The organism is Croceitalea marina, assembly GCF_042684265.1.
In the GTDB taxonomy this organism is placed as follows: domain Bacteria; phylum Bacteroidota; class Bacteroidia; order Flavobacteriales; family Flavobacteriaceae; genus Croceitalea; species Croceitalea marina.
Genome location: NZ_JBHULB010000014.1, coordinates 42257 through 57422, shown reverse-complemented (window position 1 = coordinate 57422; position 15166 = coordinate 42257). Strand labels below are relative to the sequence as shown.

The window sequence follows — 15166 nt, the reverse complement described above, 5'->3', positions numbered from 1 at the left end:
ATTACTAGGTGACCGATTGGCTTTCATTTTCTTAAACTCAACTACTTGTAGGTTTTACTATAGTGTGTTTCAAATTATACAAATGGTCATCATATCTGGTAAAACCTGTTATTGTATTATTTTGATTCCTTTCAAAATGAATATATCCTGAATGTTCTGAGGTAAATATATCTTCCGCAATGCCCTGCAAACGGAAAATTTCCGCTCCTTTTACCAATACTTGTAATTCGTTCTCTACAGCAACAATTTGAAAAAATTCGTCCACATCTTCATTATAATAGTTGTTTTCAAACTGTTTCAAATCGGACTGTTTGTATGTATGCTCAATATATTTTTGATAGGGCATTGGTTCTTGGTCATTAATGGTCACTACAAATGAATTGAACGAATTCTTGTCGAATAAAAACTTCACCCGTGCTGTATGCTCATAGATTAACACATTCGGAGCTATAGCAACTAATGGAACTGGATTGGCCCCGGGGCGCTTATAAACCAAACGATTATCTTCTAATGAAATCTCCCTTAAATAACCATTTAAAGTACTATAATACTTACTAATGAACTTTTTCTTTTGATTGTTCGTGAGTGTTAATGGCTCCATTTCATGACCGCTGTTGGCACTTATGCCCTGCCTTGCCTGAGTAATCTCTTCATTTAAAAAAAGAGGCACTATTTGATCTAGTAATTGCCAGACATTGGTATTCGCATTATTACTAAGTAAGATTATAGAGGTGTCATGATTTAAAAATTTATAGAATAGTGACCGAAATCCCGCCCAACTTCCGCTATGAGCAACTCTTGGCAAACCGTCAATGTCATAATGATTTTCGTAAAACAGTCCGCCTGCATAACTTATCTCTTCTCCATTATTTAATTTGCCAGGAGTAATCATTCTTTTTATAAATTGTTCACCACCAACTTTTCCAGTTTTTAAATTATCGCTCCAACGCACAAAATCCTGCAAGTTGGTATGCAATCCCCCGTCGCCGACAACAGTAGCATTATAGTTATGATTTTCTGTAAAAGATTCTCCATTTAACTCATAGCCGATAGCAACATTTTTGATGATGGTATCTCTCTTTTCCTTAAAAAATGTATGCTCCATGCCTAAAGGCTTAAACAGATGATTTTTAGCATATTCTGCAAGCGATTGGCCGCTTACTTTTTCTACTATGCTGGCTAAAAGTGCATAGTTTGTATTGCTATAATAATAGCGTGTTCCAGTAGGAAAGTTTAATCCTTTATGTCTTGCCAATATTTTAATAGCATCTTCATTGTTAAAGCTATCGCCCCAGAAGGTATTTTTAGAATGTAAGGTTGCTAAATAACTGCGAACACCGCTGGTATGATGAATTAAATTTTTAATGGTGATATCCCCTTGAGGATAATTAGGGATTTCTGGTAAATACTTCTGAATTGGATCATTGATCTCTAACTTACCCTCTTGCTCAAGCAGAAAGATACATGCTGCCGTAAACTGTTTGGAGTTAGAAGCAACATCAAATATCGTTTCTGTAGTAACCGGAATGTTATACGACATATTTGCCAAGCCATATCCTTTTTGAAATAGTGTCTTGCCATTTTTTGCAACAGCTATCGCACAACCCGGTTGTTCTTTAAAAGTGCTAAAAATAGAATCGATTTGTTGCTCAAGTTCTTGACTAACTTTTGTTTGTCCATAAATCATCATCGGTGAAACCATAATGATTGCTATGATGCTGATGTATCTTTTAAAATTTTTTTTCATCATTTTATCAATTTCGAAGCGATTAATTTTTTACTGATTTCGATACTTTTTCTGGTAACCATCTCTGAAGAGAGTGAATTCTGCCCTGTTACCAAACGACCATCGACTTCCATATGCGGAGTGCCAATTTTTGAGTGATAAAAATTCCCTCCCCTTTCTTTTAAAAGTGTTTCTATAATAAAAGGGTATTGGGCGTAGTGCGGCAATTGTTTGCTCTCGTGGGAGTCGGGCACACCGTTTACCCTTTTGTTTTTAATAAGATATTGTCCATCTTTAGTTTTTAAGTTTACAATACCCGCCGTGCCATGGCAAACCGCAGCGATTACGCCGTTATTTTCATAGATTTTCATAGCGATATCTTGGAGTTCAATATTTTGGGGAATATCAAATATAGGGGCACTACCTCCGGTAAATTGAAGAACAACATAGTCATCAGGGCTTATTTCTTCTGGTTTTTGGGTATGTGAAATGGCATATATAAAATCAGTGTCATACAAATATTGTAGCTGCAGGCTATCTGCGGGATTTATATAAGCCAGTGGGATTTTTCCGCCTTTAGGGCTAACTACATCTACATGGTACCCTGCCTTTTTATATTCATCGTAAGCCACAACCACTTCTGAAAAACTATTACCTGCCGGCAGTTCAGAATCTCCTTGTTTTGATACGTTCGAAACAACTAAAAGCACCTTTTCACCATTCTTATCGGTATTTTCGCTGCCCGCGGTCTTGCTAATGATTTTCCAGCCGTCATCCAGTTTTTTTAATAATAAATAGTCGATAAATCTAAGGTTTGCTTCGGGTAGTAACACCTCCAATTTGGCTGTTGCAATGCCTCCAAATCGGTCAATATTTAAAATATTGGTTATCCTTCCGTTGAATTGACCCGCTTTTGACCCATCAATGCGATTCGCATATTCTTCAACTTTCATTATGAATAAAGGCTTGTCTTTATGGTCTAAAAACATGTTGGCCCCAGGTAAAAATGCAGATAAAACTTTTTCGGATTGGTTGTATGCAGTGCCTAGGACATAACTGTCAATTACGTTATGTATTGCTACTTCTTCGGTTTGAGAGAATATGCAACTAACGTATCCAAAAAACACAAGATAGCGTAGTTTCTTTGTAATCATATAATTTGATGATTTCAATTCATTAATTTCTGGTCAAAAAAAGAAAACAGCAAAGGATAATCCTACCAGAATCATGATTCTGGTAATCAATTAGCATTAATTTAAGGATTCACGGTATTCTTTGGCAGTAAGACCAACAAACGCTTTGAAGCTGGCATTAAAAGAAGACGTACTATTGAAACCGCTATCGTATGCAATGGCCGAAATTTTGTGGTGATTCTTATCTGTAGAAGCGAGCATGATTTTGGCCTCCTCAACCCTGAGACAGGCGATATACTTAGAATAATTATACCCTTTTATCTGATTGATGGACTGAGAAAGTGATTTTCTTTTAACCTCTAACCGTTCACTAAGTTTTGATAAGGTAAGTTTCGGGTCAAGATATAGCTTTTCGCTTTCCATAATGGTGTCGAGCTTTTCAATCAACCTTGAGGCCTCAGCTTCCGAAATGCTTGAATTTGCATATTTAATAGGTAAATCGGCAGCAATTGCTTTCTTATTTCGGCGAAACACCCAGAGTAAAATGGTAATATAAAAAACGAATGAAAAAGTTAATGCCCCAACAATATATGATGTATACTCTCCAAAGTCGTAAGCTAAATACACCAAGAAAACACCTACGGAAATATTCAATAACCAAATTTCTTCATCTGCGATTTCCCGGCTATTGTTAAAAAACTTTTTAACAATAGGAATCATATGAACACTTGCGGCGATAATACAGAAAAACCACAGTTTGTAAAAAAGATTTATAAAAGGGGCCCAAATATTATGATATTCATAGTACGGATAGCGAATGCCCAAGAATAGAATCAGCACAAGAAACGGCAATATATACCACCACCATGTTTTTTTCAGCCGATGCTCTTTTTTAGTCATCGAAACTACATAGAGATAATAAAAAGGACCAATAAAAATACATGCAGATAGACCAATTTGGACGAAAAGCTGAAAAAGATGGGGGTTAAAATATAGAAATACAGATTTTATGGTGCGTATACTAAGCATCAAAATCAGTGCTCCCAAAAAGTAATCGCTAAGTCGTTTTTCTTTTTTAAAATAAAGAAAGTATAAACTCAAAAGAAGTCCATTAAAAGCGCCAAGGGCACTAAAAATTAAAATACTTTGCTGTTCAAGATTCACGACTTAAATATAAACAATAATGACGTTGATGTATCTTTCAATTGTGTAGCTGACCATTAGCAGGTGTTTTTCCAAAATAGTTCAAAATACGCGCAATTCAATACAACCGTGCTGAAAGCGATGGCGATAAAGTTTCTATTGGAAGGAGGGATGGAGATTCGTTAAAAGAGAAATGTATTTTGGCATCTGTGTAACTGGACCAATAAAAATGAAAAAGCCTGAAAACGGTTTATTTTTAGGTATTTGTAAATCAATAAATTTGATTGCTCACCAAAATTACATTGGATTTTAAATGAACTTATTAGTAATTATAGATTATTGTAGCAACCATATTGCAAAATATCCTAATTGTATCTAAATATACATTTGAAATTAACTTTTTATTGAGTTTATCTACCTTTCGGCAAGGTTTAATAATTATAATTTTCGAAATTTAGAACGCCATTTGAACTTTTCAATTTCTCTGGACTATTCACTAATAGGTTTTATATACAATCATCTGAGGTATCGTATACTTCGCTATTTATTACTGTGACTTCAGCATCTGTAGTTATTTGCAAATGGAACCTATCAATTCTTAGCGGGTTGCAGGTGTTGATTAGCTTTGTAACTAAAAGCTCATAGCCAAATTGAGTTTCACGAATTCCACCGATTTCTACATTTTCAGTGCTAAATTTATACCCTTTTGAAAATGCTATAAGAATCGCATCGGCGTTTGAGTCTACCGACCCTAAGAATCTAATAATTTCATCAGTTTTTGTTGCTACTGTCGTAGTCTCTTCAAGAGTGTACTTCACAAAATAGAAACAAAAATCAGGTAAGCAATCAATGGCGAAGCCATCACTTGGGTTAGTAAATTTATCAAATCGAATAATACATTCTTCCTGTTCAAGAGCTCCTTGACATTTTACCCCTGAACTAAGTAAAACTTCTGCACGATTGTCAATAAAATATATCAGTTCCCAGTAATCTACAGAACTATCGGGCTTTAAATCTTCAAACGGAAAACGATTAGAGATTGCTTCAAAATCATCGAGATTTAAATCTATCCTGTTAATATTATTTTCTTTATCACAGAAAATAAATGACAAACCAACTATAATTGCAAACAATAAAGAATTCAATCTTTTCATATTAATCTGTGCCAAGAATTGAGTATAAGATTTATTGAACAACCCATCTTGTCCTAAGTTTCATTATCTCCATTTTTTTTAATTCTTCTTTCACTTGTTCGTCTGTAAATCCCGAGTTCTTTAAAGCTTCTACCATCTTTTCATTTTGAGTGAATTTTTGTCTCATTACACCAGTAGTACCAAGTATTGCTACCCACGAGTCGGGTTTGTCTGACGCCAAAAAGACAGAGGGAGGGTTTTCAAACCCAGGTCCTTGCTGAAAAATACCATGTATTTGGGCAAACACATGACCATTCAATACCGTTATAAAACCAGCATCTGTCCAATGCCACATATCGGTTCTCTCATTTGTTTTTGGGTTCATAATTGGGAGCATCCAACCAACTCTAACGGACCTCCCATTTTGTACATGTTCAAGTAATTTTTTCAAATTCCCTTTTAATACTTTGCCATTTTTATCAGCTTCATAAACAATTGATGAATTATGTTGCGCTAAACATAAAGTAGACACCAATAGCATTATTACAAATAATAGTTTCTTTGCTTTCATATGTTTTTGATTTTGCAAGTTTCTTTTTTAAGATTGCGATTCAGAACAATTATGATAGTCACCAGTATAAATAGGTTTAGTAATGTATATGGCAAAGTTTCTTCCAACCCAAAAATAGAGTAGACATTATCCCAGGAAATCATTTCAGGATTTCGGCTTAAGTACACTCGAGTAAGATATCCAAATAGGTTGCAGATAAAATGTACCAGAATTGATAATAGTAAATTCTTTGTTCTATAATACAGCCATCCTGAAAAAATTCCAATAAAAAATGCGCCTATAAATTGCCAAGGATTAAGGTGCGCCATACCAAATAGAATACTAGAAATTATAATTGCCAAAATTGGTTTCATTCTAAATAAAAGTCCTCTTAATATAACCCCTCGAAAAATATACTCTTCTAAGAAAGGAGCACATATGACCATTAATAGAAATGACCAGATACTATATTCGTCCATCATTTCTAGTATTTGATTTTTAACACTATCTGGCATTGGTACAACAGTGCTAAGCTGAGAAGTGATTAGCATCGTTAAAAAAGCACCTATAGAAACCAATGGAACCGACCAAAAATTAAATTTTAGATTTTCAAAGTTCGAGACACCAATGTTTAATTTCTTCCAAATAATAAAACACAATAATGCAACAGGTATTAGTGCTATTATATAAGTTAAAAGTCTTAAAAGCTCTCTATCTATTTTTAAATATGGTTTTATCATTGTTTGCATGATTACCGCAATAATAACCAGCACACTCATAACTATTGTTATAATAATGGAATGCCATAGATTTGGAAATTTAACTTTCGTTTTCATAATCAATTTTTAATAGTGCTCTCAAATGCTTTCTTTAATTGTTCAATTGCGGTCAATGCGTTTTCATCACCCTTAAATCTTTGGTTTAGTTCGTCAAACACTTTTATTCCTCTTGAGTCGCCCAGAACCGATATCAATTGAGTGTTATAAAAAATATCGTTGATATTATTATTAGCTAATGCATCTTTGTAGTTTTTGTACACTAAATCATATCCCTGCTCAACTCTTTCCAAGGCGACTAAGGTATTTGCAGCTGCCAACCTATGGTCCCAAATCGGAGTGCCTAAATTCCAATGAGGTTTTTCGGAATCTACTAAAGTACTTAGTACAAAATCATAGGCACGGTGATCTTGTAGTTCTTTAAGACCATACATTGAGCTAATAAGACTTTGATTTTTCCAAGAGGGTTTTTGGGGCAATTGCATTAAGGCATCATATGCTCGAGCATCTTTGCTTTTTCCCAAGGCAATAGCAGACATAAACACTACTCTGTCGCTATAATCTGAAAGCCCCTTTAGATATATGGGCACATATTTCTTATCTCTGGTATTGCCAAGAAAATTAATAGTCCAGGCTTTTGCCCATGATTCTTCTCTTTCAACTAATTGTAATAAGACCTTTTCAGTTTCACTATCCAAAGAAATCATTCCATTAACATCTGATGGAAAAAGTCGTGCAAGTTGACCTGTAGTTATTACCCGCATTCTCCAATACTTTTCATTAACAGCCCTATCTAATAGTGCATTTTTGATTTTTGATTGGGTTTGTTGCCCGGTACTATCTTTTAATGCCATATTGGCCAACCTTCGCATGACCGTAACTCTATGTAATCCATCTTTGCTGTTTATGAGTTCAGCCAGAAGTTGATCCGTACTCTTTTTCAAGGGTTCAATTTCCTTTATCCAAGTATCTTCAAAATCAATATTGATAAGTTTTGGTGCTTGACTTAGTGAAAAGACATATGAGTTTTTTGATTTGGGCTCTATCAGAATATCTTTAATCCCATCATCAATTTCAACAAGCATTTTACCTTTAAAAAATGGTATTTTTCTACCATGAACAATAGAATCAACTTTTTGATTCTGGTGAATGTTAAGCGTAAATTCTTGGCTCGCCTCATCGTAATCATAGTCTATTTTAAATTTCGGATGACCTACTTCAAAAACCCATTGTTTGAAGAACCAATCCATAGGCTTATTGGAAACCTTGTTCACAGATTCAATTAGCTTTGCTGTTGTTACTAGTTTATTGCCATGGTCTTTGACATAGGTCTTGATGACCTCTTTCCATTTCTCCTCTCCCAGTTCTTTCCGCAACATGTGCAATACTCTTGCCCCTTTTGCATAAGGAGCATTGCTATTTACAAAACTGTCTAAATCTGGTATAGAATCCTGAACAACGCGAGTGTTGGTTCCAGAATTCCAATCACCTAAATAAGCAAACAAGTCAGGAGAAAGTAGATAGGTAAGAAATTCCGTTTCCCCATTAGCATGTTTGGTATAAAGGCCAGAGAAGTATCTTGAAAATCCTTTGCTCAACCAAATGTCATTCCAAGTTTTTGGTTTTAAGTAATTGCCGAACCATTGTGCTGCCAGAGCCTCACCTTGGGTCAAATCCCATCCATATAAAAAGTCTTCATGTGTCGTTTTATCATCTACCATGTTTTCGGTGATGATTGAAGTTGCCAAAGCTGGTTTCCAGCCCGCAAAATCCTGAACAAATATCTGAGAGTATGTTTCATAAGGGTATTTTGTGCCTGTATATTCAGAAAAGTATTTCATCATATCTGGCAGACTAATAACACTTTCTTTTGTACCAGTCTTTTCATCAGGATAACCATAATTGTTCAGTATTACATCTTCATAGGATTGTTGATAATTATGGTAATCACCAACTACAAAAAAAGTTTGATAAGCGGCATATGGTATATCCTCTTTGTAGGTTACTTCAACACCATCAGGATGTTTTATTGTGTTCACTAAACGCCCATTCGAAAGCACTCCAGAAAAGCCTTTTATGGTTATCTCGGTTGTTCTTAAATCTGAAGGGTCATTATTACAAGGAAACCAATATTTACTGGATTCTGCTTCACCAAAAGCCCAAGCCTGATTACGCCGTTCTTTCTCGGTCTTAGTTGGTTTAAAGTAACGAACTCCTTTGCCAAAACTTCCCCAAATATTGGCTGGGTCTGATTGATTTTTATGATAGGCTTTATAAGTAATTTTTACGACTGCTTCTTTACCTGCTTCTAATGGTCTATCTGGTTTTATTTGTAATTTGTACTCTTTTCTATCAAGTTCATGTTTAACTGTATTTTCATTTAACTCTACTGAGAGAATATCCATTTCTGCAGCGCTTAAACTAAATTCAGATAAATCAGAGTTAATAGAAAGAAATAAAGTAGTTTCTCCTGTTACATATTGTTCTGGATGAACTTCGATATTTAAAATCTGGTGTGTGACATCTATCTTTCCAGAATCATTATCTCCGTCATATGTTTGACCACAGGATAATAATAAAAGAAAGCTCAAAACAATAAATAACTGTTTCATAATAGTGAGAATTTTCGTTTTTACAGATTTAGATATCATATCTTCAAGAAAAATCGTTCTTTGGACTTGGAAGTCGCTCCAATTCTTCGGTAAAATTTTATGGCTCTTGTATTAAAATCTGGAGTTTGCCATTGTATCATTTCACAACCTGCTTTTGCTCCTTCCTGTTTTATTCTTTTAACCAGTTTTTCTCCGAATCTCAAACCCCTTGCAAGTTCCTTGATAAAAAGACAATCCATGTAGATGTATTCGCAAGCATCCCAAGTGGCATATTGTTTCATATAGGTGGCATACCCCAAGAGTTTCTTTTCATTTTCAACCACAAGGCAATACAGTTTGGGACTTGATCCAAACAAGTCTTTCTCTAGTTTCGCTGATTTTCCTTGTTTTTGATATTCCGAATTTTCAAAAATTGCGTGAAGGTTACAGAGCTCTACTAGTTGGGGCATATCTTGACTGCTTGCAAATCGTATTTTGCCTTTTATTTTCATGTTTTATCTTATAAATCTATAAGTGAGTTTTACTAAAAAAATATTGTTGACATCCCTTATGTTATTTCTCAAATTTGTTGTTAAGGCATTACTGAAATCCCCAAAATTCGATGCATCCTGGCTCCAGACCAAGTAGAGCTCAGAACCTGGAATATATTCCCAACGCAATACCATATTTGACCGCCATTGGATAAAAGCAAAGTCTGGTTGAAAAAAACTATAATCTGTAGTACCATCAGTATTTTCATCTATGAGGTAAGCACCGGAGTCAAATTCAATTTGCTCTTGGGTAAAAGCAGCTACCGTTTCATTTAAATTGTTGCCAAGTGGGTCATTGACAAACTTAAAATCATTATAGGTGCCCTGTGAGATGAACGGTTGCCCCCAATATTGTATACTTAAAGTAGGCGTTAATATATAATCTATACGTAAGGGAAAATTGAGCGTCTCCTGATTTACGGTTCCTAAAACATATCTGTTATCATCCGAAAAACTTGCTGTAATTACATACTGCAACTTATCCCTGGATTTTGTGTACGAGGGAAACAGCGAAACCGTTAAGGCATTGGTGGGCTGGTAAGTGATTGACCCTCCCAGTGAAAAACGGTTTAGGGCACTTTCATCCATTCGTCGAATAGAAAAATTAGCGCCAAAACGAAGCTTCTTCCGGCTATCCGACGCTAAACTTCCTCCCAAGGCAAATTCAAAAGGCAATCTGAATCGAGGGCCACCGCGTAACAAGAAATTATTGTAATTGACAGGCTTAAAATCCACAAAACCATTCAGCCAAGTGTTGTCCTTAAGATTCAACCAGGTATTGCTATTAAAAATCAATTCATTAAGATTACCTCCAAAATCAAATGCAGCAAAGTGACTGTAATTTGCCCTCCAAGAACGCATGGACTTCAGTGGTTTTGTGGTTCGATAACCCAACCAGCCATAATATCGAAAATCATCTGCTCTCAACTGAAACCCAATGTCATTGAGCTCCAATTCAGGAGAACGCCACGTAATACCTGTTTGAAAAAGCAGATTCCCTGCTCCTTTACCAATTTGAACATTTCCACCAGTTCCTATTAGTGAAGTGGCATCGGGATCTATATTTATGTGGTCAGTACCTTCTCGTTGAAACAAGTGGGTAATAGACCGTTGCGTTCGATTTATGGCATTTTCAGTTCCTAATACAGAGCTAAAGATTAAATTCCCTTTCATATAATACGTTCTGTTTTTCCAGTTATGCGTAATGTCAATGCCTCCGGTATAGGCTGACTTATGCAGAAAATCAAGGTTGTCGGTCAGACTGCGATTGGTTGCCGTGAAGATTCCTCCGATAAAGGTGTTGTTGTTATTAAAATCTTTCTGCACTCGGGTAACCAGATAGTTCGTAAATGGTTCAACAGTTTCTTCCCTTTCTGAAGTACCGTCTGTAATTATTGCGACTTCCTTGGTAGTGGCCGCTTCCAAAACTCCTAGAGACCATCCATCCCTAGTTTTACCACTGAATTTTGCCGCACCAAGTATTGTCGAAATATTGGGCTGTTTGCTAAACTCACCATCTTGTAAGCTGGGAAATCCTTGGGGTGCCCTCCCAATTCGCCTAGAATAAAAAAGATTATCAAAACCAAAAGTACGCCCTCCGTTTACAGAACTCGAAAACGCATAATCAAAGATATTTTTGTTCTCAATAAAGAATGGACGACGTTCTAGGAAGAAAATTTGGAAACCATCCAACGCTATGGCCGATGGGTCTGCCTCTACTTGTCCAAAATCGGGATTTATAGTAAAGTCCAAAGTCAAGTCGTTTGTCACCCCTAATTTACCGTCAAGACCAGCATTTAATTTTGTTTCGCTGTCTTTTATTAGTGGATTGTTACTTTTTCTTCCCAACTCATTTTGAGAAACCACAGCATAAGGCTGAATCTCTAACTGTCTCTGGGGTTTTAGATTTTTTAATCCATGGAGCTCTCCAAAACTACTGACCCATCCGGGTGCATTCTGAGGTGTTCGCTGCCAAACGGAACGCTCTTCTTTTCTGAAAAACCTTCTTGTAGATTGGATTCCCCAAATTTGTTCTTCGGCTTTTCCAAAACGTATTTGACTAAGGGGTATTCGAATCTCGGCTGTCCATCCCTCATCATCTATGTTTGTCTTTGCATACCAAATGGGGTTCCAGGTATTGTCCCAATTCTGACCATCGTTGGTTATATATTCATCTCCCTGGACACCAGAAACGGACAAAGTAAAAGAGTAGGCCGTTCGCAAGTCTCCTAAGCTTCCAACATTTATCTCAACCCAATCCCCATCAAAACCATCTCTCCTCGAAAGCCTACTAACTATTTTACCGGGTTCCTCATCATAGCATCGAAACGCAACGTAAAGGCTTTTGTCATCATATAGAATTTTTAGTTTGGTTGGGTGCGATGGGGGCGTGTTCTCATCTGGACTCCATTCTACATAATTCCCACTCCAATCTACCAGATTCCAGGCTAAATCATTGATGATACCATCAATTTTCGGTCTATCCTCTGAAACCAAATAAGTTGTATTGTATATGCGTTTTGGAATGGTGTCTTGTGCAGCCGATATTTTAAAAATAAGACTGAATATCCCCAGTGCAAAAAACATTTTTTTTTGCATATAATTGATTTTTAACGTTTTACGATTTTTTAATTAACCCTTACTATCTAATCTGTTTTAGTTTTTACTTTTCGATATGCATTTTTTTCAACGATATCTTCATTTCTAAACTTGAACACATCACAGCCTACAATACATTCATTTTTATTTGTGATATATTCCCACTCCCAAAATCCAAAGTCTCCAAAGATTTGAATATTACTCACTTTAGAAGACCTAGAATTGTCAAATTGTATCATATTTTTTATTGCCTTTTCGACTTCTTTTTTTCCTATAAACCGCTCAGTAAGTCCATTTGTTACCGATGGTCTGTAGACACAATCTTCGGTGAAAAAATGTAATACCTTGCCTACATCGCCATGAGACCAAGCTTTGGTGAAAGCCAGTAAACGTTCTTTTGTCATACTTTTTCGCATAATGTATCGGAGGTATAAGCCAAATAATCGGGATTGTTGGGTTTAGACAAAATATGCTCAATCCAGGATGATCTTTCGTGCGCAAAAACTTCCAACTCCCAGACACAGAGCAGGGAATTTGTATTGTAAGGCGAATCGGTAATAATCTCAGCAGAGTCAAAACTTGTAAAAAACACTTTTGTCTCTATCATTTCGCCTCCTGTCCACCAGTTCAGTAAAATCCAAACTCCTTCTCTTGCCTCATGCACTATAAGAAATGCATGTTTGTAAGTGGGCAGTGTAGAGTTTTCAATTCTCTTTAGCCATACCGGTAGATGGTTTTTACTATTTTTCAAAATTCCATTGCTTTCAAATTCACTCCTATTGGTTATAATATATACCTTAATCGTCCAGTCATTTATGTTCATACACGTATCAAACGTGATTTTTCTCGATTTATAGGTCTGGAATACAGCACTCATCGTTCTTCTGGTTTTAAGGTTAGGTATTTCTTTTTCATTTCATTTATTAATGAACTTTCCTTTTTGATTAGGACTTTTTCAGCAGACACAGGATAACGTTCCACCATTTTTTTCGGCCTGATTGGTCTGGGCTGAAAGTTACCCCCACAACTTGGGCATACATTTTCAAATAAAGTCACACAATCTGCACAATAGGTACATTCAAAAGAGCAAATCATTGCTTCTGTGCTTGTATTTGGCAACTTTCTGCCACACTGTTCACAATTTGGTCTAATTTCCAGCATAGTCTGTTTCTATTAATTCGCTTGCTTTTTTCATCACAACATCATGGTCATTTTTAAACTGTTCTATTGATTCCCTTATCACATAGTCTGGGATTATACCAGTATTTGGGAGCCTTTGCTTAGAAAAAGCTCCCATAATCGGAAAATCAATTTCAATTCCGCTGTTTGGTAGGGTCAAAAAGAGTATTGGCCCGCCATTAATTTCATTACGATTACCTCCAGTTTCTTCACCGATACTCCTTCCAATTTTATATTGTCGAAAATCTCGAGCCGTGTAAAATGCCAATGAACTATTTATTGAACCTGTAAGTAAAATCACATTTCCTTTAAAGACTGCCTCTTTAGATAAGAGCGGCAGTCGTTTTTTTATATCTTCATAGAAAACATAATAGATACCCTCTTTTGATTCTTCTTTTAAATTATAATACCAAGGATTTTCTTCCCAAGTTTTTACATAGGGCTTAAGTGAGTTCGGAAAATGTAAAAACCGGGTCCTTCCTTCCCTAGGAAATAACTTCACCGATGTACGGTCAAATGGCAGGTATGAAAACAACTCGTCTTTCATCTCATCTATACCTCCTTCGTTCTTTCGAATATCAATGATTAGGTTTTTTACATTTTTATTCTTAAGACTCAAAAAGGCATTGCTAAGAAATTTTTTATAGTCAATTGTCATTGATTTCCACCCCATCAAGTTGTAAGAATTAAGTGTAAGTATTCCGATATTATCTTTCACTTCAAACCTCCACATATCATCACTTGTTTGGGGAAAATTTGGATACTTATTTTTAAGTATTTCAGCACGTTCTTCACGATGAATCCCATTTACAACAACTTCCTTTTCGGTTCCGTTAACAATTATTCTCAGTTTATATTTGTTGTCATTAGTTATGTATTTAAGGGGGTAAAAAACATCAAATGCATTGTATCTAAAATCAAAGCCATCTATTTCTAGTTTGCGAATTCTATTCTTGTCGGTAGCTCCATCTGCAGCGACATACGGAAGTAAAGATGAAAGAATTTTCGAGACAGGAGCATCATTAATCCTTAGTACCTCAACACCTCTTTTTAAATCTTGCCCATTAGAGGCACTCATATCAATAATCATTCTCCCATCGAACCATTTAAAGGTAAACGGCAGTTTATCAGATTGTTCGTGAATTACCGTGTTGACATATTTGTTCTGATTGTAAAAAGATACCATGGTATGGTCGCATTGTATAGATGCAGTTACCTTTGACATTACCAAATAAGCTTCTCCGACAGACAACGAATCTTTAAACGCAAGCTTCAATTCTTCCAATAAACCCATTATCTCTGCTTCCGTACGGTATCGATACGTTCCAGGATGCACGTTCAACACCATTTCTTCCAAAAGTTTATAGTCTTCCAACAACTCTTTTGAGGAAATGTCTTTTATAGAAGTGATGTCAACAGGTGTTTCTTTGTTCCAAATATCTTTTACCGATAAACTGGCATTATTGAATTGCAGATCTCGATTTTGTATTCCTTCCCATTTTACATCTGTGCCACTATCAAGCACGTATTTATATTCTAATATTTCATCAGATTTTGAAAAGTCAATTTCAATACTGTTATTTTCAAGAAAAATAGTTTTGTCCCAAGAAAGAGGTTCTTGACTTCCTCTAATACCTAATCGGTAGCCTTTAACATCTGGGGCTTTTTTTAATAAGAAGCTCACTCGACTTTCTTGGGATGAACATTGTAATACTGCTCCACAGAGTAAAATGGCTATTAATAAACTATCTAATCGTAACAAAATTTTCATGATCATGAATATTTT

Annotated in this window: 13 protein-coding genes; all 13 read right to left on the bottom strand. The window is 35.8% G+C overall.

Annotation, left to right across the window (positions count from 1 at the left end; all coding sequences use genetic code 11):
* Positions 1-37: 37 nt before the first annotated feature.
* Complete coding sequence (locus ACFSQJ_RS10990) at positions 38-1750, bottom strand: serine hydrolase domain-containing protein (RefSeq protein WP_377766995.1); 1713 nt, start codon at positions 1748-1750, stop codon at positions 38-40.
* Positions 1747-2880 (bottom strand): nuclear transport factor 2 family protein, encoded by a 1134-nt coding sequence (locus ACFSQJ_RS10985; RefSeq protein WP_377766994.1) that lies wholly within the window; start codon positions 2878-2880, stop codon positions 1747-1749. Before ACFSQJ_RS10985 ends, ACFSQJ_RS10990 begins: the two co-directional genes overlap by 4 nt.
* A gap of 96 nt (positions 2881-2976) precedes the next feature.
* Positions 2977-3759 (bottom strand): helix-turn-helix domain-containing protein, encoded by a 783-nt coding sequence (locus ACFSQJ_RS10980; RefSeq protein ID WP_377766993.1) that lies wholly within the window; start codon positions 3757-3759, stop codon positions 2977-2979.
* Between the two features lie 749 nt (positions 3760-4508).
* Complete coding sequence (locus tag ACFSQJ_RS10975) at positions 4509-5156, bottom strand: hypothetical protein (protein ID WP_377766992.1); 648 nt, start codon at positions 5154-5156, stop codon at positions 4509-4511.
* Between the two features lie 31 nt (positions 5157-5187).
* Entirely contained in the window at positions 5188-5706 is a 519-nt protein-coding gene (locus tag ACFSQJ_RS10970) for a hypothetical protein (protein WP_377766991.1), read from the bottom strand.
* A complete protein-coding gene (locus tag ACFSQJ_RS10965) occupies positions 5703-6521 on the bottom strand; it encodes a CPBP family intramembrane glutamic endopeptidase (RefSeq protein ID WP_377766990.1) in 819 nt (272 codons plus the stop codon). The genes ACFSQJ_RS10970 and ACFSQJ_RS10965 overlap by 4 nt, the downstream gene beginning before the upstream one ends.
* 2 nt (positions 6522-6523) lie before the next feature.
* The gene (locus ACFSQJ_RS10960; protein ID WP_377766989.1) at positions 6524-9073 is read right to left on the bottom strand and encodes a M1 family aminopeptidase; all 2550 of its coding nucleotides are present in this window, start codon (positions 9071-9073) and stop codon (positions 6524-6526) included.
* Between the two features lie 35 nt (positions 9074-9108).
* Positions 9109-9564, bottom strand: a complete 456-nt coding sequence (locus ACFSQJ_RS10955; protein WP_377766988.1) for a GNAT family N-acetyltransferase — start codon at positions 9562-9564, stop codon at positions 9109-9111.
* A 3-nt stretch (positions 9565-9567) separates the two neighbouring features.
* Positions 9568-12201 (bottom strand): DUF5916 domain-containing protein, encoded by a 2634-nt coding sequence (locus ACFSQJ_RS10950; RefSeq protein WP_377766987.1) that lies wholly within the window; start codon positions 12199-12201, stop codon positions 9568-9570.
* A 47-nt stretch (positions 12202-12248) separates the two neighbouring features.
* Complete coding sequence (locus ACFSQJ_RS10945) at positions 12249-12605, bottom strand: nuclear transport factor 2 family protein (RefSeq protein ID WP_377766986.1); 357 nt, start codon at positions 12603-12605, stop codon at positions 12249-12251.
* Positions 12602-13078, bottom strand: coding sequence for a hypothetical protein (locus ACFSQJ_RS10940; RefSeq protein WP_377766985.1), 477 nt, complete (start codon positions 13076-13078; stop codon positions 12602-12604). The genes ACFSQJ_RS10945 and ACFSQJ_RS10940 overlap by 4 nt, the downstream gene beginning before the upstream one ends.
* On the bottom strand, positions 13075-13362 hold the full coding sequence (locus ACFSQJ_RS10935) for a DUF1272 domain-containing protein (RefSeq protein WP_377766984.1): 288 nt from the start codon (positions 13360-13362) through the stop codon (positions 13075-13077). The genes ACFSQJ_RS10940 and ACFSQJ_RS10935 overlap by 4 nt, the downstream gene beginning before the upstream one ends.
* A complete protein-coding gene (locus tag ACFSQJ_RS10930) occupies positions 13349-15151 on the bottom strand; it encodes a S41 family peptidase (protein ID WP_377766983.1) in 1803 nt (600 codons plus the stop codon). Before ACFSQJ_RS10930 ends, ACFSQJ_RS10935 begins: the two co-directional genes overlap by 14 nt.
* Positions 15152-15166 lie beyond the last annotated feature (15 nt).